Source organism: Aestuariibaculum sediminum, from assembly GCF_014596945.1.
In the GTDB taxonomy this organism is placed as follows: Bacteria; Bacteroidota; Bacteroidia; order Flavobacteriales; family Flavobacteriaceae; genus Aestuariibaculum; species Aestuariibaculum sediminum.
In genome coordinates this window covers 41233-61661 of the sequence record NZ_JACVXB010000001.1, presented here as the reverse complement: position 1 = coordinate 61661, position 20429 = coordinate 41233, and the positions used below count along the sequence as shown (strand labels likewise).

The window sequence follows — 20429 nt, the reverse complement described above, 5'->3', positions numbered from 1 at the left end:
TTAAAAAATGATTTTATAAATATAAAAGAAATAAACTTATCAGTTTGAAAATATCCATTATCATACCATGTTTAAACCAAATAGATAAACTTGTTGAATGTTTAAAATTAGTTTCCAAGCAAACGTTTAAGTCGTTTGAGGTAATTGTTGTTGATGGGGGGTCTTCAAATTTCAATTTGAAAGCTTTAACTGATAAATTTACTGACATTAAATTCATATCCGAACCAGATAATGGTGTTTATGATGCTTTTAATAAAGGAGTATCTTTGGCGGAAGGTGATTGGTTGTATTTTATGGGGGTAGATGATAGATTTTATAACTTTAACCTATTAGAATCAATAGTTCCCTATTTAAAAGAGAATAATAAGCTATTAATTTTAGGCCAGATTATTTATGAATTTAAAAAAGATGATTCTTTTTTAATTAAGAGAAATAAAGGGCTTGTTAAACCAGATTGGTCAAAAAAAATTTGGTTAAGAAATACATTACCTCATCAAGGTATTTTTTATAATAAGAATGTTTTTAAAAAAGAGCAATTTGATACGAGGTATGGCGTTTTAGCAGATTATGCATTTAATCTTAACTTATGGAAAAAACAGGTTCCTGTTTTGAAAATTGATAAAGTGATTGCGTTTTGTGGTACTCAAGGTTTGTCTAAAAACTATAATTATAGGTTGTATAAGGAAGAAGCCTGCTTGAAAACAAGAGCTTCATCCGTTTTGTTTATGCCAATTTTTATTATGATATCTGCAATAAAATTTGGGTTAAAAAATTACCCTTTCCGTTGCACAACTTCATAAACCTGATTCTCGTCGCATTTTAAAGTTTTACTCGGGTATTTAAGTAATAATGCATAATCGTGTGTGGCCATTAATATGGTGTTCCCGTTTTTGTTGATATCTTGAAGTACTTCCATCACTTCAATACTGGTTTGAGGATCTAAATTTCCCGTAGGTTCGTCGGCAAGAATGAGTTCTGGATTATTTAGTAAAGCTCTTGCAATGGCGACACGTTGTTGCTCTCCTCCCGAGAGTTCATGAGGAAATTTAAACCCTTTGGTACTCATGCCTACTTTTGCCAAAACCTCTTCAATTCTGGTTTTCATTTCCTGTTTGTCTTTCCAGCCAGTTGCTTTTAAAACGAATAGCAGGTTATCGTTAATCGTGCGGTCTGTAAGTAATTTAAAATCCTGAAATACAACGCCTAATTTACGTCGTAAAAATGGAATTTCTTTTTCTTTTAAACCATTAAGCTTGAAATCAACAATATGACCTTCGCCTTTGGTAAGCGGTAAATCGCCATATAGTGTTTTCATAAAACTACTTTTACCAGTGCCGGTTTTTCCAATTAAATACACAAAATCCCCTTTGTTAATTTCAACATTTATATTGGATAACACTAAGCTGTCACCTTGAAAAATCGAAGCGTTTTTTAATTGTAAAATCGGGTTTGACATAGGTTTAAATTGATAATGTAGTTATTGAGATGTAAATGTATTATTAATAAGTTAAAACATAAAAATTATAGTTTAAAACTTTTAAGGACGGATTATATTGTGCATCAAGTAATTTTGATTTTTTATGTTTTTGATAACTCAGTTTATAATTATAGCACGATTCTTGCGTTATAGTTTTTATATAAATTATCTTTGATTTCAAATTAAAAAACGAATCGTTAATGATTAAAATAAATCGTGTTGCTGTAATTGTAGCTTTAGGATTTAGCTATCAAATTTCAGCACAACAATCGGCTGCATACACAAGTGATTTGGTTGATTATCAAAAGGCACTGTCTTTATATAATAATCAACAGTATATGGCAGCTCAGACCTTATTTTCTAATGTTAAAAAGCAGCATAAAGATGAAGGATTACAATCGGATTGTACGTATTACATTGCTAATTGTGCAGTAAGATTAAATCAGCAAAACGCCGATCGTTTGGTTGAAGATTTTGTAGAAGACTATCCTACGAGTACCAAGCGTAATACAGCCTTTTTGGATGTGGCAGATTATTATTTTACGAACGGGAAATATGCCTATGCAAGGAAATGGTATGAGAAAGTTGATGAAAGTGGTTTAGCTTACAGTGATAAAGAGAAATTCTACTTTAATAATGGCTATTCAGCCTTTACAGCAAAACAGTATAGCGAAGCCAAAAAATATTTATCGCGCGTAGAAAGTTCTAAGACCTATGGTTCTCAAGCGAAATATTACATCGGCTACATGGCCTATGAAGGCGATGATTATAACCAGGCCAATGCCTATTTCGATCAAGTAAGCCATCAGGAGAAATACAAGGAAAAACTATCATATTATCAGGCCGATTTGAATTTTAAATTGGGGAATTTTGAAAAGGCTATTCAACTGGCAAAAGCTCAACTTAAAAAAGGTAATCGCGACGAGGTTTCTGAACTCTCAAAAATTATAGGTGAAAGTTATTTCAATTTAAACCAGTATGCCGAAGCTATTCCTTATTTAAAAGCCTATAAAGGAAAAAGAGGCAAATGGAATAATACCGATTTTTATCAGTTAGGGTATGCATATTACAAGCAGGGTGATTACGTAAATGCTGTTTCAGAATTCAATAAAATTATTGGAGGGACGAATAGTATTGCCCAAAATGCTTATTATCATTTAGGAGAAAGTTATATTAAACTAGATAAAAAGCAAGAGGCATTAAATGCCTTTAGAAATGCCTCTCAAATGGATTTCGATGTAAAAATTCAAGAAGATGCCTTCTTAAATTATGCGAAAATTAGTTATGAAATAGGTAATGCCTACCAGTCTGCGCCGCAAGTGCTAACGGGTTATTTAGATAAATATCCTAAATCGGCTCATCGAGATGAAATAGAAACCCTGTTAATCGATTCGTACATCACGTCTAAAAATTATAAGGAAGCGCTTCGATTACTCGAGGGGAAAAACAGTTTCGAAAATAAAGTTGCGTATCAAAAGGTAGCTTTTTACCGTGGGCTGGAATTGTATAACGAAAGTCTGTTTTTAGAGGCTAATAATATGTTCGAAGCCTCACTTAAAGAACCCAGAGATCCAAATTACACAGCACGAGCTACATTTTGGAAAGCAGAAACCGATTATAATTTAACCAATTACGACGAGGCCTTGATAGGTTTTCAACAATTTAAGCAACAAGCGGAAGCTACCACGACGCCGGAATACGAAAACATTGATTATAACTTAGCTTACACCTATTTTAAGCTGAAAAATTACGACCAAGCTACAACAAACTTTAACGCTTTTATAGCTGCAACTAAGCAACGCGATAACGTAAGATTGAATGATGCTTACTTGCGTTTGGGAGATGCTTTTTTCGTTTCAAGTAATTATCAAAACGCCATTAATGCCTACGAAAGTGCTATTAAATTAAGTAATACAGAGTCTGACTATGCATTTTTCCAAAAGGCAATAAGTGCAGGGTATTTAGGCAATGATGCCAAAAAAATTCGTGAACTGGAAGATTTTATATTGGAGTATCAAAAATCTAAATTGCGTGATGATGCCATGTATGAACTAGGAAATACTTTGGTTAAAGTTAACCAAACTGATAGAGCCATGGCCTATTACGACCGATTAAATTCGGAATACCGTATGAGTTCTTTTGTGCCAAAATCGTTGTTACGACAAGGCTTGGTTTATTACAATGGAAATAAGAATGAACAAGCTTTAACAAAATTCAAAAAAGTAGCAGGCGACTACGAAGGTACACCGGAAGCAGTGCAGGCAGTGGCCACAGCGCGATTAATTTATATCGATATGGGGCGGGTTAACGATTATGCAAATTGGGTGAAAACCTTAAACTATGTCGAGGTTACCGATGCCGATTTAGATAATGCTACCTACGAAGCTGCTGAAAAGCAGTATTTAGATAATAATTCCGATAAAGCTATCAGGCAATTTAACGGGTATTTAAATCAGTTTCCAAACGGTATTCATTTATTGCAAGCGCATTTTTATGTGGCACAATTGTATTACAAACAAAATTTGGCGGCCAATGCAGCCCCACACTACGAATATGTTATCAATACACCTCAAAATGAATTTACCGAAGTAGCTTTATCACGATTATCGCAATACCATTTAGAGGCTAAAAATTGGGAGAAGGCGATACCGCTGCTTAAGCGGCTAGAAGATGAAGCGAGTCTTCCTCAAAATGTTGTTTTTGCACAGTCAAACTTAATGAAGGCAAACTATCAGTTAGAGCTCTATTCTGAAGCCGTAACTTATGCTGAAAAAGTCCTGACAAATTCTAAAATAGATAACAAAATTAAGGGCGATGCCCATATTATAATAGCCCGTTCAGCCATGAAAACAGGTCATGAAAATAAGGCTAAATTGGCATATACTCAAGTTGAATCGGTTGCAACGGGCGAAACTGCCGCTGAAGCCCTTTATTATAATGCCTATTTTAAACATAAGGAAGGTGCTTATGAAGCATCTAATGCTACGGTGCAAAAATTAGCTAAAGATTTTTCTGGATATAAATACTATAGCGCTAAAGGTTTGGTGCTAATGGCTAAGAATTTTTATGCCCTGAACGATGCTTTTCAGGCAACTTATATTTTGGAAAGTGTTATAGAAAACTTTAAAGAATTTAGTGATGTTGTCGATGAAGCCACGAACGAATTGAAGTCTATAAAGGCTAATGAAGCAAAAACAAATTCATCAGTACAACCAGATGGGAATTAAAAAACATCAATCTTATAAAAACGAAAATAAAGACTATATGCGAAAGCAAGTTAAATATATTATATGTTTAGGCTTAGGATTTACTGGTTCTGCAATATTTGCCCAAACAAAACCTAAAGATACGCTTAACACCGGAGTAATAGATGTAGTAAAACCGTATACCCCCAGCATTTCAGATGCTTTTAAAGTAAAGGAAGTACCTACTTTAGATGATGAAACGACAGAAACCAAAAAGGATATTCAATATAATATATTCTCATTTCCAGTGGCTTCAACTTTTACACCTGCAAAAGGTAAAGCCGAGGGGATTGAAAAAGCAAAACCAATAAAGTTATTCGACAATTATGCTACTTTGGGTTTTGGTTCGTATACAACGATATTAGGCGAGTTGTACGTTAATCATGCGTTAAGCAGAAATGAAACTGTAGGTGGTTATTTTAGTCATCATTCATCAGGAGGAGGTATTGAAGATTTAGTTTTCGACGATAATTTTTCAGATTCAAAAATAAACCTGAATTATACTTCACAATTACGCTATATGTCCTGGAAGGTTGAAGGTGGTTTTCAGTATCAAAATTATAATTGGTATGGTGTACCCGAAAGTCAGATAGATCAGGCGCAATTAAATGGGGCTCTTATGGATCATAAATTCAATAACGCACATCTTGGAGGCGAGGTGTCGTTTCAGGATACGTATTTGGAGTCAGGAAGTTTGTTATTTAGGCATTTTGGTGACAATCGAGGATCAGGAGAAAATCGATTAGTTTTAAAAGGTAACGCAGATATTCCTATAAATTACGAAGAAATAACTACTGAGATTAAATTGGATTATTTGGGCGGTAAATTTGAGAGAAGTTATGCGGCTGAAACAGGGCTAAATTATAGTAATTTTCAAATAGGAGTTTCGCCAACCTATCAGTTAAAGCAAGACGATTTAACGCTCGATTTGGGGGTTTCGGTTTATTTTATGAGTGATATGGAAGCGAGCGATAATAAGCTGTATTTGTATCCAAATATTACAGCAAGTTACCGTTTGGTTGATGATGTTTTAATAGCTTATGGAGGTATTAAAGGGGATTTAATTCAAAATTCATATTACGATTTTGCTAAAGAGAATCCGTTTGTTTCTCCAACTTTATTCATTCAACCAACCGATCAATTATATAATGCATATGCCGGAATTAAGGGGAAAGTAACCAGTTTTATGAGTTATAAATTTGCAGGACATTATATTTCAGATAAAAACAAGGCACTTTTTAGAAACAATATCATTCAAACTGAAAATCAAATGGATTATTCGTATGGAAATTCATTCGGAATTGTATATGATGATATGAAGTCCTTCGGAGTATCTGGTGAATTAAGTGTAGATTTAAATAGAAACTTTACCATGGCCTTAAAAGGACAGTATTTCGCTTATTCTTTAGATAATGAAGCTGAAGCCTGGAATTTACCTGATTTTAAAGGATCTTTATTTTTAGATTATCAAATTGATGCGAATTGGTTTGTAGGTGCTAACCTTTATTTTGTAGGAGAGCGTAAAGATCAGTACTATATAGCACCAGGGTCTGAGTTTATGAATGCTGAACCTCCGGTTGTACTTACCTTAAATAGTTATTTCGATGCCAACGCACATGCCGGATATCATATTACAGAGCAATTTTCTATTTATGCTAAACTAAACAATATGGCTAGCCAAGGGTATCAACGCTGGCAAAACTTTCCAGTGCAAAGTTTTCAGGCTTTAGCCGGAGCCACTTATAAATTCGATTTTTAGAGTAATTACAAATATTGGAAAAAAAAGACTTCATTTAGGTGAGGTCTTTTTTTTTATTTTTTATGTTTAGTGGTATTAATTATGGTTTTGCTTACCTTATAAAAATATTTGATGGAGATTTTGATTTAACGAAAGTTAATTTATATTTAGCAAATATTTAACAAATCCTTAGAATTAATAAAAAAAAACAAGTTGATAGCTGAAAATACAGAAATTACAGCAATAAAATTTCAGGAAATATACTACACATTGTATCCGCGTTTACTTTCTTTTAGTTTAAAGTACGTCAAGGATCAATTTGTTGCTGAAGAAGTTGTTGAAGACTGTATGTTGTATTTATGGGAGAAAAGAAAGGAATTGCAGGCTGTTAACAATTTAAAATCTTATTTATACACAATGGTTAAGAATAGGAGTTATGCCTATCTTCGGAATAACCATAAGGAAATACCTTTGGAAACGGTAAATTACGAATCTATCTCTCAGGAAGATCAATACATTATTGAAGAAGAAGCTCATGCTATTCTACTTAATGCTGTTGAAGAATTACCGGATAAATGCAAAAAGGTGTTCAAAATGTCCTGCCTTGATGGTGTTAAATATAAAGATATTGCACAAGAAATGGATATCTCTGTAAATACGGTTAAATCGCAAAGATCTCGGGCTATTGAATTGCTTAAAAGAAGTCTAAAAGACAAGCCTTTTGTTGTGCTTTATTTATCACTGTTGTTAAAAATGTAATTTTTTAAAACTTTTTTTCCACCCTTTTTGCATTTAATTTACTCTTAATTAAAAGACGATGTTTTTTTAACAATCGTATAATGTTTTTTTCATATAAATAATTGTAACAATTGCATTCAAAATTTAAAATAGCTGAATTAATAAGTAAGTCGCTTTCGCAGACCATAACTTCGGAAGAACAGATTGAACTTAATATTTGGCTGCAAGATAAAGAAGCTCAAAAATTATATAAGGAAATTATTGATGAACGAAATTTAAACGCCAAGTATGAATTTTATAAATCGATAAATACCAATAAAAAATATAATAAGCTTCAAGATCGCATTAAAGCCTCTAAACGAACTAGACGTATTAAACAAGTGTTTAAATATGCAGCTATACTGGTTTTAATGGTATCGGTAACTTTTTATTGGCAATATCGTTCCAATCAGCAAGATATCATAATTACTCAAGAAACCTTAAAGGAAATTCAGCCTGGCTATTCGCGTGCTACATTAATTCTAGCCGATGGAACCGAGGTGGCTTTAGATGCGAGTAAAAACCAAAACATTCAGTCTAGTGGTGTGAGTCTAATTGAAAATAAAGATGATGTGTTGCAGTATAAATCATCAAACGAAAAACATAAGGCATTGCACGTGGGATACAATACTTTACACGTACCACATGGAGGGATTTACAGTGTTGTATTGCCAGATGGGACTACCGTTTCGGTAAATTCGGCATCTTCAATTACATATCCTGAGGCTTTTGTTGGAGATACTAGAGAAATAGAATTAGAGGGTGAAGCTTACTTCGATGTTGTTAAGAGCAATAAAAAATTTATAGTAAAAACAAAGTCCTGCAATGTTACGGTACTAGGTACATCATTTAATGTAAGCGCCTACAGCGACGATGATTATTTTGCAACAACACTAGTTGAAGGTAAGGTAGAATTAACGCAGGGGCATGATGGAAAAGTTATGCTAGCACCTAATCAGCAAGGATACTTCAAAAAGGGAGAAGAAACGATTAAAATTTTAAATAATGTTAATGTTCGGAATTATACAGCATGGAAGGATGGTAGATTTTACTTCGAACATGAATCTTTGGATAACATTCTTAAAAAATTGGGTCGATGGTATGGTTTCGAATTTACGTTTGCAGATGAAAATGCTAAAGATGTGATATTTACAGGTTTAGCAAGAAAGGACAACAAGTTAAGAGACTTGATGGATATGATAGCAAAAACAGCCAGAATAGATTATAAAATTTATAAAAATGAAAATAATAAGATAGAAGTAGAAATATCGAAAAACTAACAGTGAAAAACCGACTGATATTGGTAGTATCAATCGGTTGTAATTTACTGTTGATTAACTAAGTGACTAAAAATAATTAACCAATTTAACAAAAGTATGAAAAAAAACTTTTCAAGAGGAGTGTATTTTCTTCTCAGGCGATTTATGCCACAAATTTTGAGCATTATGAGGCGATCAATCTATTTGTTTATTATTTTATTCAATGTCGGTGCGTTTGCATTTTCACAAAAAATCACATTAAATCTTAAAGAAGTTCCGCTTCACGAAGCGTTGAGAACCGTTAGCGACAAGGCTAATGTAGATTTCTTTTACAGTGATAATGAATTGGATATTGATAAAATAATTAATGTAGATTTTGTCGATACCGATGTAGAAGTGATTGTAAGTTCAATTATAGGAGCTCAATATAAATTAGAAAAACAATACGATGGCTTGTTTTTAATTGTTCCCGTTAAAAATGCGGCACAAGCCTTTAGTGTAATAGGTGCCGTAACTGATGAAACAGGGCAGCCTTTGCCTGGAGTTACCGTTTTAATTGAAGAGACAAAACAAGGCGTAAGTACGGATTTCGATGGTAAGTACCGTGTTATAGTAAGTAAGGGGCAAACTTTGGTTTTTAGCTATGTTGGCTTTAAAAGTCAAACCGTTGTTTTCGATGGTCAAAAAGAAATCAATATTTCGCTTGAAGAAGATATTTCAGCATTAGAGGAGGTCATTGTTACCGGTATCGTTGAAAGGAAAAAGGAAACCTATACGGGAGCGGTGAATACCGTAACAGGTGAAGAGTTAAAAGCTATAGGTAACGTAAATGTTATCGAAAGTTTAAAAACTTTAGATCCGTCATTCATTGTACTTGAGAATAATCTTCAAGGGTCTAACCCCAATGTGCTACCAAACATTGAAGTTAGAGGGCAAACCAGTATTTCAAACGAAGATTTAAGAGACGAATTTGGAGCCGATCCTAATAGTCCATTGTTTATTTTAGATGGTTTTGAAACCAACCTAAGAACCATTGTGGATTTAGATATGAACCGAGTAGCATCCATAACTATTCTAAAAGATGCGGCCTCAACAGCTTTATATGGTTCTAAAGCAGCAAATGGTGTTGTTGTAGTTGAAACCATTAAACCAAAAGAAGGACAGATACAATTAACGTATACAGGAGATTTTACCGTAGAAATTCCAGATTTAACAGATTATAATCTAATGAATTCTTCAGAGAAATTGGAGTATGAGAGGTTAGCAGGTATGTGGACGTATTACATTAATGATATGGGGCCTCAAATAAGGCTGGATAGTATTTATAATTCTAAGTTAGCTGAAGTTCGTCGTGGCGTAGATACCTATTGGTTGAGTGAACCGGTACGAACAGCGGTATCTCAACGACATGCAATTGCTGGGAGTGGGGGGACCGAAGCTTTAAGATTTAACGCGGGCTTTAACTTTCGTGATGGACAAGGGGTTATGAAGGGCTCTGGCAGAGATACTTGGGGAGGAAATGTTGATTTAATCTACAGACGTGGTAAAGTGAATATTGCGAATAGATTGTATGTGAATGGTTTCGAAGCGAAAGAGTCTAATTATGGATCATTCTCCGATTATGCAACTGCCAATCCATATTACAGAAAATACGATGAATTTGGGGAAATTACCAGATATTTAGATGATTCGGTAAGGGGACTTTTAGTAAATCCACTTTACCAAACCTTATTGAATAGCAGTGATCAAACGGTTGGCTTTAGTATTTTAAATAATTTGGGAATAATAGTTGATTTAACTTCCAAATTTAGACTTCAAGGTGGGGTACAAATAAGAAAAGAAACTACCGAAAGAGAAGCTTTTGTTTCTCCTGAAGATCCCATATTTGACGATAGTAGCTTCTTTGAAAAAGGAACCTATACCAACACGCAAACCGAAAACTTTAGTTATATGGCTAACGCTATGCTTGTTTATAATAACGTTTTTGCAGATAAACACAGTGTAACGGTGAACCTTAGAACTGAAATCGAAGAGCAAAACAATGAAAGTTATGGAACAAGAGCTGTTGGTTTTCCGGCAGGTGCCAATCCAAACCCAAGTTTCTCTTTTAGCTATCAAACAGATGCAAAACCGTCGTATAGTACAAGAAAGTACCGTCGAAATAATGTTATGGGATCTGTAAATTACGCGTTCGATAATCGATATTTACTCGATTTAAACTACAGGTTAGATGGTTCTACGGCATTTGGTTCTAACGAAAAATATTCACCATTCTGGTCTGCTGGTTTTGGTTGGAATATTCATAAAGAAAGAGGGTTCAATTCTAATGTTATTAACTTATTAAGACTTAAGCAAACTTTTGGGTATACCGGAAATCAAAACTTAGGAAGTGTGGCTTCCACGTCAGTATACTCCTATGGAAATACGGTAAATATATTAGGAGTTGGAACACAGTTAACCACTTTTGCTAATGCTAATTTAGAGTGGCAACGTACGTTCGATTCCAATCTTGGTTTAGACATAGCTATGTTTAATAGACGATTAGATGGGCGATTCAACTTATTTAAAAAGAATACCGATCCATTAGTAGTACCTGTTAGTTTGGCTTCGTCAACAGGTCTGGTGTCTTACCCTTTAAATGTAGGTCGTTTAGAAGTTAATGGGTTCGAGGCTATCGTTAATTATAAAATCATTAACAACATTCGAAAAGATTTTATGTGGCGCGTAGGTTTAACAGGCTCTGTAATTAGAATGGAGTACGATGATTTTGGAAATAAATTACAAAACCTAGACGAAGAGAATATCGATAGCGGTTCTTTAGTAAGGTATAGAGACGGATACAGTCCTAATGATATTTGGGCGGTACCTTCTTTAGGCATCGATCCGGCAACAGGACAAGAGGTGTTTTTAAAGAAAAACGGACAAACCTCTTTCGATTATGATTACAGCGATGAAGTTGTAGTTGGTAATACGAGGCCAGATGTGGAGGGTGTATTTAGTAACTTTGTAAGTCTTAAAGGGTTTACACTAGGTGTTAATATAAGATACCGTTTCGGAGGTGAGCAATTTAATAATGCTTTATTTAATAAAGTTGAAAATATCGGTTATTTCGGTGTAGTAAATAATCAAGACCGAAGAGCGCTTTACGACCGATGGCAACAACCAGGAGATGTTGCCAAATTTAAAGATATCGCCGATACCGATGCCGTACCAATTTCATCAAGATTTGTTCAAGACGAAAACGTATTAATAGGAGAGTCTATAAACTTAGGGTATAGAACTACCGATAAAAAATGGGTGAAAGCCTTAGGTATGAATTCATTTAGATTTAATGCGTATATGAATAATATTTTCAGAGCGTCTTCGGTTTTAGCCGAACGAGGAATAGATTATCCGTTTGCACGTTCTGTATCATTCAGTATAAACGCAACCTTCTAATAAGTAAAACTATAAAGATATTATGAAAAACATTTTAAATAAAATAACATGTATAGTAATGATAGGGGCTTTAAATGTAGCTTGTAGTGATTACTTAGATGTTACCCCAGAAGATAAACTACTGGAGTCACAGTTATACAGTACCGAGGCTGGTATTAGAAATCAGCTCAATGGTGTCTATCATAAAATTACATCCGAGCCATTATATGGAGGAAGATTAACCTTGAATATCATGGAAGTGTTGGGGCAACGTTACACCATTCCACGTTCCGATTCTTATTACACACCATTTCGTACTTATGATTATGCAGATGGAGATGTTCGCAATGTATTCGAAGGTATTTGGTCTAACGCTTATATCGCTATTTTAAATTTAAACGATTTAATTACAAATATCGATAAGTATGACGTTCTTAACGAGAACTTATCGAACCAGTTTAAAGGAGAAGCCTATGGTTTACGCGCCATGATTCATTTCGATTTGTTAAGAATATTTGGGCCGATATATAGCGAAAATCCCGACAATATTGCCATACCTTATTATACTAAGGCCATGGCGCAAAATGGTGAGATTTTATCTGCAAGCGAAGTTATGGCTTTGGTCTTAAGTGATTTGGAAATGGCCGAAACATTATTGCAAAACGATCCAATAATTGGTAGTACGCCTCCATCATCAGATTATGATGCAAATATTAGACAATTACGTTTTAATTATTACGCGGTAAAGGCATTGCAGGCGAGAGCTAATTTGTATGCAGGAAACAAAGAAGCTGCTAATACCGCTGCTAAAGTGGTAATCGACGAAGCTGCCTCAACCTTTCCTTGGACGGCACCATCGGATATTATTTCGGCAGGAGGAAGTCCAGATCGCATTTTCTCAAAAGAGGTTATTTTCGGCCCTCAAAATGTGAATTTATACAACAGACACAATGCTTTATTCTCAGATCAGCTAAGAGCAATAAATGTTCTTTATTATAGCGAAGCGAGATTAGAACAAATGTTCGAAGCTAATGAAAATGATTACCGATATAATTCAACTTGGATTAGACCAACTTCGGGAGAAATTACATTTCGAACATTTTACAAATTTGCCGATGTAGCAGAAAATAGAATGGCTTTTAGGTTTATGCAACCTTTAATACGAATAAGCGAAATGTATTATATCGCTGCCGAAACAGAAGCGGATCAAATAATGGCATTGGAATATTTAAATACCGTAAGATATAACCGTGGTTTAATAGATCTTGAAGCCGATGCCGATTTACAGGATGAAATCCGTAAGGAATATATGAGAGAGTTTTATGGTGAAGGTCAAATGTTTTTCTATTACAAGCGTTTAAATGTGGATAGAATACCAAATGCCAATTCTAATTCATCACGATCGTTTATAACGATGACGCCAGAAAATTATGTGATTCCATTACCAGATTCAGAATTGAAATATCAATAGAATTAAAAAAACAGAATTATGAAAAAAATCATTCTATATATAACCATGTCGTGTTTGTGCTGTTTTATGATGGCATGCGACGAAGATACTTTAGACACCTATAGTGCAAAAGATAGTATTTATTATACCTGGCCTGTAGATGGTGCCTGGATTGAGGGAGCGCGTGTTTATCCCGATAGTCTAGGAACAACATTTGCCTTTAAACCAGCAGAAATTACAGAAACCATTTTTCCATTGGGAGTTTCGGTTCAAGGTAATGTGGTTGACTACGATAGAGAAATTAATGTGAAAGTAAAAGAATCTAGTACCGCAGTACAAGGTGTTCATTTTGATTTACCTGAAAAAATCATTTTTGGAGCAAACAAAGCAGTCGATTCTATTCCAATAACATTATACAGAACCGCAGATATGAAAGACAACTCCTTTACTCTGGTTTTAGAATTGGTAGAAGGAGCCGATTTTGCTGTTGAAATGAGAGATGAGATAATAGATGTGTTAACTGAAGAAAAAAGAGATTTTACCGTTTTTCAGCTTACAGTAAACGACATTATAAGAACACCTAAATACTGGTATTTTTATTATTTGGGAGATTTTTCAGCCAAAAAAATGCTTTTAATCTCTGAGGTTTTAGACGTGCCGTTAGACATATATGAAAATACTCGAGATTACAACTTGATGCGCTATCACGGGTATTTTATACAGCGCTACTTAAATGAAAAAGATAAAGCTGGAGAGCCTATTTTAGAAGAAGATGGATCCCCAATGGTGATGGGACCTAATGTTCAAAATTAAAATTTAAAACGATTATGATTAAAAAAATAAAATATCTGGCATTACTTGTTTTAAGTGCAGGCCTGCTGAATGCTTGTTCAGAAGATTTAGGTAATTATGATTATAACGATATTAACGAAGTTGTATTCGGTAATATGGATACGCATTACGAAGCTTTATTAGGAGAGCCTTTTGAAGTTAAACCAGAATTAAGCTTTACACAAGATGCTATAGGAAATGAAGAAGATTACGAGTACAATTGGTCGGCTGTAAGGATAGCAGCACAAGTACTACCTGCAGAAAGAGGTACTGTAATTGGTTCTGATAAGGATTTAATTTTGGAAGCCGTTCAGTTGCCTCCCGGCGAATATAGTGTGCATTATCGTGTAACCGATAAAAAAACAGGCGTACAATGGAATGCTCAGTTTTACTTAAACGTAAACAGTGCGATTTATGAAGGTTATATGCTATTATGTGACGATAATGGTACGGCACGATTAGATATGTTATCATTAATTAGTGGAGAATACACACCTATTAAGGATGTTTTAGATTATGCAGGTTCTTCGTTAAAACTTGAAGGTGCACCTAAATTTGTATACTGTTACCCTTATGAATATGGTTTTTATGGTGTTTACGTAAGTACAGATGGAACAGGGACAACAAAAATACATCCTGACACTTTCGATTGGAAGCCAGAGTATTACTTGTCGTATGAAATGTTAGATGCCTCGGCACCAACCGATTTTGAGGCGGATTTTATAAACATATCATCATTTGGATCGAATACATCTTTAATGGGTAAGGATGGTAATCTATACTATTATTTTAGAACGTTTCAATATCAGTATTCAATTCCAATTAATACGGTGGTAAGTGAGGCAGAGTACTTTAAAGCAGCGCCATTTGTGGCCGATTGTTATTTGTTTTTAAATATTCTTTACGACGAAGATAATCAACGCTTCCTTAAACACACCTATAACCAACAAAGTTGTAGTTTGTTACCTAATGGCACATTGTTCGATTATAACACAGGGAAAGATTTACTTTATATGACCCGTACCGAATACAATGGTGGAGAGGTTCATGCTATATTAAAAGACCCTGCAGATTCGAAACTTTATTTAGCTAGAATGACAGTAAGTCTTTTTGGAGCCGTAAATCAAGCGTATTATGCAGAAATACCAGCCGAAATTGCTGCCGATATGAATCAAGCAGAAAATTTTGCGGTAAGTCCTGAATTTGGTTATTTACTTTATAATGTTGGAAGTAAAGTGTATGAGTACGACTTTAGTTTAAAAACATCTAAACTGGTATTAGATAAAGGTAATGAAGAAATTACTTTAATGAAGTTTGAAGGAAGAAATAGAATACCACGTGAATATGCCAACGATTTACATGTGTATACTTACGATAGCGGTGCCCAGAACGGCGCAGTAGAACGTTACACCGTACCACCGGTTAATGGCGATTTAATTTTAGAAACAAGACATGATGGTTTCGGTAAGATTGTTAGTGCATCTTACCGCATTCGATAATCAATTTAAATAGAGGAAAGGATGTATAAATCCTTTCCTCTTAACTATATTATTGTGCACTTTTATAATAAATAGATCATGTTTATTATATAAGGTTTAGGAGTTTATGGCCTTATTTTAAGGCTATACATCATAAAAGAAGCCCCTCCAAAGATTAAAATTCGAAAGCGAATTTATATTTCAACAATCAAAAAACGAAAAATTTTTAAAAACGATGAAAAGGCAATTTCTATTTGTTTTAGCCAGTGCATTATTTCTTGTAAATGTGTTGCATGCGACAACTAAAACAACCCAAACAACAATAACCGGACATTTTAATTTCAAGCCCAAAACCAATAAAATTACCTTACAATATGTGGTTAACGGAAAAGCAGCAGAGCATTCTACGACTTCGTTGAGCTCTAATGGCGACTTTGGATTTCAGCTACCTGTAGATCAGCCTGGTTTTTATTATCTCGACTACGGGCAAAATGAGCGAGGATCGCGCGGTCAGGTGATTCGATTTTATTTGGAAGCAGGGTTAGATTTAAAAATTGATGTTAACGAAACACATTACCTGCTAAAAGGAAGTAAAACGGGTAAAAACAGTTTAGTGCAAAAGGCGAATGAAATTCATAATAAATTTAGAGTATATAATAAGCTTGGAGGAGCTATAACCTACAAAGATTTCTTTCCATTTTTAGAAAATGAAGGTGTGGAAATGGTTGAGAATTTTAAAAAATTGATAAACACAAAAGATGAAGCATTTAATAAACTTTTAAAATTGGCGGTGCAGTCTGATTTTGAAAACGAATTATATTATTTCTTTCGCTTGCCTCGCATGGCTCACCCTAAACAAGAAGAACATCCGCAACTTTATAAAGATATGTATGTGTCTGGAATTAAATTTTCCGACCCCGATATTTTAAAGCTTGATAATGGTTTAACCTGGATGAATGGTTATTGTTACTATTTTAATCGATTTTTTCCTTCAGTAAGAATGGATAAAGTAGATATTATCGATACCGATCTTAAAAGTATATCGCATGAAGCTTTAAAAGAAGTTTATATCATGGATGCACTTAAAAGTTTACGCTTAAAACCAGAAGAATACAAAAAGGTTATGCCTCCATTGTATCAATATCTAACATCCGAAGAAAGTAAGAACTATATCGTAGAGTACGAAAAGGATATGCATAAAGAGGTAGGACAACCCGGTTTTGAATTTGAATATCAAGATGTTAATGATAAACCAGTGTCTTTTAACGATTTTAAAGGTAAATACTTGTATATCGATTTATGGGCTACCTGGTGTAAACCTTGTAAAAATGAAATTCCATTCTTAAAGGAATTAGAACATGACTATAAAGGAAAAGATATTGTGTTTATGAGTATTTCTTTAGATAAACCGGAAGATATTCAAAAATGGAAAGATTTTGTTAATACCGAAAGTCTTGGAGGCGTTCAATTAATGGTCGATAATGCCTTTAGTTCTGGAATAGCTAAAAATTATGAAGTTCGTTCTATTCCAAGGTTTTTACTATTCGATAAAGAAGGTAAAATTATTTCTACCGACGCCTTAAGACCTTCAAATAAATTAATTAGAGAACAATTCGATTCTTTATTAAAACAAAAAAACTAAAAACATGAAAAAAATACATTTAATACTAGGATTGTCAGGCTTGATACTTGTAGGTTGCTCTTCAGTAAAAAAAGCAAGCGAGATCACTCAGGAACAATTAAATCAATTAAATACTGAAGAAGCTAGCAAAACAATTAAACTTCTTTTAAAGAGTAAGGATGAAGGCGATTATAAAAAAGTAGTTGCTTATTATAGTTCTAAAAAGAATAAAGAAAAAGTAACAGAGGTTAAAGATGATGCGGTCGATAAATTTCCAAATGGTTACTATGCTTCGCTTAGGGCAACCTCGGTTATGAACGCAGAAACCAACCCGGAAGAAAAAGTGAGACTTTTAGATGACATGAAAAAAAGGTTTCCGAGTAAATATATGAACAGTGCTTATTATTCTATGGTTAGGTTTCAGGTGGATAATGGAAATTTAAATGAGGCAATAGGGTATCAGCAAGCAATGGAGGAGTCAAATGTGTTTCGATATTTAGCTTTGGATGTCATTTCTGGCGAAGCTGCAAAATCCGATATCGATTTGGATATTACTGATTTACTGGAGAGCGAACTTTCTAAGTATAATAAAAACAAGGAAACCTGGGGAAATCAAGCTTGGAATAAGGATAATCAAATTTTTAAACGGGTTAAGTATAATTTGGCTATTGCACAGTTTCAACAAGGAAATAAAGCCGAGGCGGTAAACATAATCCATGAATTAAAAAGTATGTCGTCTGATGCATTTGGTTCACAAAATTTAAATTATGCAACGATGTTGGCAAAATGTGAGGTGTACGAGGAAGCTGTACCTGTTTTAGAACAAGCCGTTATTAAAGGTAGACCCCGAACAGATACGAAATATTATCTTCAAAAAGCTTATGAAGCAAAAGGTAAATCTAATTTTAAAGTTTACTACAATGGCTTAATGAAAGAAATGAATGAAGACATTCTTTCTCATGTAAAAGAAATTGTAATTAATGAACCTGCACCTAAGTTTGTCATTAAGGATGTAAACGGTAACGAAGTAACTAATAAAGATTTAAAAGGTAAAACATTAGTGATAGACTTTTGGGCAACGTGGTGTGGGCCATGTAAAGCATCTTTCCCGGGTATGCAGGCCGCTGCCAACAAATTTAAAGATGATGAAAGCGTGATGTTTTTATTTGTACATACATTCGAAAAGAGTAAAAATGCTTTAGAAGAAGCTATTAATTATTTAAAAGATAATAATTACGATTTCGATTTGTACATGGACTATAGAAATGCAGAAACAAGATCCAATCAAGCAGCTGCTGCTTTTGAGGTAAGAGGAATACCAACTAAAGTAGTCATAGATCCTAGCGGAAATTTAAGATTTAAAGTCGTAGGTTTTAAAGGCGGTAAAGATAGCATGGTTGCCGAATTGTCGGCCATGATAGACATGGCGAAAGGAAACCAAATATAATATGCACTGAGTTAGTCGTAAGAGGCTGTCTAAATAGAAATTTTATTGTTCTTCTAAATTCAGTACGCCAATTTCAAATATATTTTAGATAGCCTTTTCTATATCCAAGACGTTATAGTTATGTTAAAATTTAAAATACCATAATGGTATTGAAAAAAAACAAAGTATAACTATTAGAGATGTATAATCTAAAAACACATCAAAATATAAACAACTTAAACAAATAAGATGATTACAAAACAATTACTAAATGTGCTATTATCCAGCATATTTGCATTAAACCTGTTACAGGCTAAATCAAAATCAAATTTAACGACCATCACAGGGCATTTAAATGTCGAGTTGAAAGCAGAAGCCGTAACATTACATCATGTCGTTGATGGAAAAGCCGAAGTTTACGCAACAACAAAAGTAAATAATGAAGGTGATTTTGGATTTCAAATACCAGTAACAGAACCTGGGTTCTTCTATGTTGATTACGGCCAATATAACAACCGATCAAGAGGTCAGGTTATTCGATTATATATTGAGCCAGGATTAGAAGTTAAAATGGATGTTAATGAAAATGATTATGTTTTAAAAGGAAAAAATAATGGGCATAATGATTTAGTACAAGAAGCCAACAATCTTAATAATGCTTTTAGAGAATATAATCGATTAGGATGTTTAAAAACCTATGAAGATTTTTATCCATTTTTAGAAAATGAAGGGATTAAGAAAGTAGCCAATTTAAAGAATAAAATAAACACCAAAGATGAAGCTTTTAATGAGCTTTTAAAGCTTGCTGTTCAAACGGATTTTGAAAATGAGTTGTTTTTATTTTTCAGATTACCCAGAATAGCACACCCTGAAAAAGATAACCGCCCGAAAATATTCGAAGAAGTATACAACGCAGATATTAAGTTTTCGAATGCTGATATTTTAAAATTAGATAATGGGGTATTGTGTATGTCTAGTTATTTTACCTATTACCGTTTTCATGCCGATACGCCAACTTTAAAGCATGAGACAATAAACAGTGATATAAAACACATTTCAGGAAACAGGTTAAAGGAGGTTTATATACTGGAATCGCTTCAGAGACTAAGGTTAAAACCTGAAGAATATAAAAAGGTTATTCCGCCGCTTTATCCGTATTTAACATCTGAGAAAAGTCAGGATTATATTTTAGAATACGAAAAGCAATTACATAAGGAAGAAGGGCAAGCTGGTTTCGAATTTACGTATGAGGATATAAATGGTAAGCCAGTTTCGTTTACCGATTTTAAAGGAAAATATGTTTATATCGATATATGGGCAACCTGGTGTGGTCCGTGTAAAAAGCAAATTCCTTATTTGAAAGAATTAGAGCATCAGTACGAAGGGAAAGACATTGTTTTCGTGAGTATTTCGGTAGATAAAATGGCCGATAAACAAAAGTGGAAAGATTTTGTGAAATCGGAAGATTTGGGTGGAGTACAGTTAATGGCCGATAAGGATTTTGCATCTGGAATTACTAAGAATTACGAAGTGAATGCTATTCCAAGATTTTTACTGTTTGATAAGGCAGGTAAAATTATATCAACCGATGCCATGCGTCCTTCAAACCCATTATTAAAGGAGCAGTTGGATGAATTATTAAATGCAGCTAAATAGAAATTTGCTGCATGAGTTATTATGAGATAAAGCACCGCATTTAGCGGTGCTTTA

Annotated in this window: 13 protein-coding genes; 12 read left to right on the top strand and 1 reads right to left on the bottom strand. The window is 34.0% G+C overall.

Annotated features, from left to right (window positions below):
• Positions 1-44 precede the first annotated feature (44 nt).
• On the top strand, positions 45-800 hold the full coding sequence (locus ICJ83_RS00260) for a glycosyltransferase (protein ID WP_188228367.1): 756 nt from the start codon (positions 45-47) through the stop codon (positions 798-800).
• On the opposite strand, the gene ICJ83_RS00255 is transcribed toward ICJ83_RS00260, so the two are convergent.
• Positions 773-1456, bottom strand: coding sequence for a cell division ATP-binding protein FtsE (locus tag ICJ83_RS00255; protein ID WP_188228366.1), 684 nt, complete (start codon positions 1454-1456; stop codon positions 773-775). The two genes, ICJ83_RS00260 and ICJ83_RS00255, sit on opposite strands and share 28 nt — an antisense overlap.
• A 221-nt stretch (positions 1457-1677) precedes the next feature.
• On the opposite strand from ICJ83_RS00255, the gene ICJ83_RS00250 reads away from it, so the two are divergent.
• From ICJ83_RS00250 to ICJ83_RS16900, 11 genes are all read left to right on the top strand, one after another.
• Positions 1678-4704 carry a tetratricopeptide repeat protein gene (locus ICJ83_RS00250; RefSeq protein ID WP_188228365.1) on the top strand — a complete coding sequence of 1009 codons (3027 nt, stop codon included), beginning with the start codon at positions 1678-1680 and terminating at the stop codon, positions 4702-4704.
• Positions 4661-6481, top strand: a complete 1821-nt coding sequence (locus tag ICJ83_RS00245; RefSeq protein WP_223154551.1) for a TonB-dependent receptor — start codon at positions 4661-4663, stop codon at positions 6479-6481. The genes ICJ83_RS00250 and ICJ83_RS00245 overlap by 44 nt, the downstream gene beginning before the upstream one ends.
• A 192-nt stretch (positions 6482-6673) precedes the next feature.
• Positions 6674-7219 (top strand): RNA polymerase sigma-70 factor, encoded by a 546-nt coding sequence (locus tag ICJ83_RS00240; protein ID WP_188228364.1) that lies wholly within the window; start codon positions 6674-6676, stop codon positions 7217-7219.
• Positions 7220-7329: 110 nt separating this feature from the next.
• Entirely contained in the window at positions 7330-8517 is a 1188-nt protein-coding gene (locus tag ICJ83_RS00235) for a FecR family protein (RefSeq protein ID WP_188228363.1), read from the top strand.
• A gap of 165 nt (positions 8518-8682) precedes the next feature.
• Positions 8683-11934 (top strand): SusC/RagA family TonB-linked outer membrane protein, encoded by a 3252-nt coding sequence (locus ICJ83_RS00230; RefSeq protein ID WP_188228362.1) that lies wholly within the window; start codon positions 8683-8685, stop codon positions 11932-11934.
• A gap of 22 nt (positions 11935-11956) precedes the next feature.
• On the top strand, positions 11957-13384 hold the full coding sequence (locus ICJ83_RS00225; protein ID WP_188228361.1) for a RagB/SusD family nutrient uptake outer membrane protein: 1428 nt from the start codon (positions 11957-11959) through the stop codon (positions 13382-13384).
• An 18-nt stretch (positions 13385-13402) separates the two neighbouring features.
• Positions 13403-14176 (top strand): DUF4843 domain-containing protein, encoded by a 774-nt coding sequence (locus tag ICJ83_RS00220; RefSeq protein ID WP_188228360.1) that lies wholly within the window; start codon positions 13403-13405, stop codon positions 14174-14176.
• A gap of 14 nt (positions 14177-14190) precedes the next feature.
• Positions 14191-15693, top strand: a complete 1503-nt coding sequence (locus ICJ83_RS00215; protein ID WP_188228359.1) for a PKD-like family lipoprotein — start codon at positions 14191-14193, stop codon at positions 15691-15693.
• Positions 15694-15907: 214 nt separating this feature from the next.
• Positions 15908-17314, top strand: a complete 1407-nt coding sequence (locus ICJ83_RS00210) for a TlpA family protein disulfide reductase (RefSeq protein ID WP_188228358.1) — start codon at positions 15908-15910, stop codon at positions 17312-17314.
• A gap of 4 nt (positions 17315-17318) precedes the next feature.
• A complete protein-coding gene (locus ICJ83_RS00205) occupies positions 17319-18740 on the top strand; it encodes a TlpA disulfide reductase family protein (RefSeq protein WP_188228357.1) in 1422 nt (473 codons plus the stop codon).
• 228 nt (positions 18741-18968) lie between these two features.
• Positions 18969-20375 carry a TlpA family protein disulfide reductase gene (locus ICJ83_RS16900; protein WP_223154550.1) on the top strand — a complete coding sequence of 469 codons (1407 nt, stop codon included), beginning with the start codon at positions 18969-18971 and terminating at the stop codon, positions 20373-20375.
• Positions 20376-20429: the final 54 nt, after the last annotated feature.

Bases quoted from the DNA above. Each gene is read 5' to 3' on its own strand.
- ICJ83_RS00255 (WP_188228366.1), bottom strand. From the start codon at position 1,456: ATGTCAAACCCGATTTTACAATTAAAAAACGCTTCGATTTTTCAAGGT.
- ICJ83_RS00250 (WP_188228365.1), top strand. From the start codon at position 1,678: ATGATTAAAATAAATCGTGTTGCTGTAATTGTAGCTTTAGGATTTAGC.
- ICJ83_RS00245 (WP_223154551.1), top strand. From the start codon at position 4,661: ATGAAGCAAAAACAAATTCATCAGTACAACCAGATGGGAATTAAAAAA.
- ICJ83_RS00230 (WP_188228362.1), top strand. From the start codon at position 8,683: ATGAGGCGATCAATCTATTTGTTTATTATTTTATTCAATGTCGGTGCG.
- ICJ83_RS00225 (WP_188228361.1), top strand. From the start codon at position 11,957: ATGAAAAACATTTTAAATAAAATAACATGTATAGTAATGATAGGGGCT.
- ICJ83_RS00220 (WP_188228360.1), top strand. From the start codon at position 13,403: ATGAAAAAAATCATTCTATATATAACCATGTCGTGTTTGTGCTGTTTT.
- ICJ83_RS00215 (WP_188228359.1), top strand. From the start codon at position 14,191: ATGATTAAAAAAATAAAATATCTGGCATTACTTGTTTTAAGTGCAGGC.
- ICJ83_RS00210 (WP_188228358.1), top strand. From the start codon at position 15,908: ATGAAAAGGCAATTTCTATTTGTTTTAGCCAGTGCATTATTTCTTGTA.
- ICJ83_RS00205 (WP_188228357.1), top strand. From the start codon at position 17,319: ATGAAAAAAATACATTTAATACTAGGATTGTCAGGCTTGATACTTGTA.
- ICJ83_RS16900 (WP_223154550.1), top strand. From the start codon at position 18,969: ATGATTACAAAACAATTACTAAATGTGCTATTATCCAGCATATTTGCA.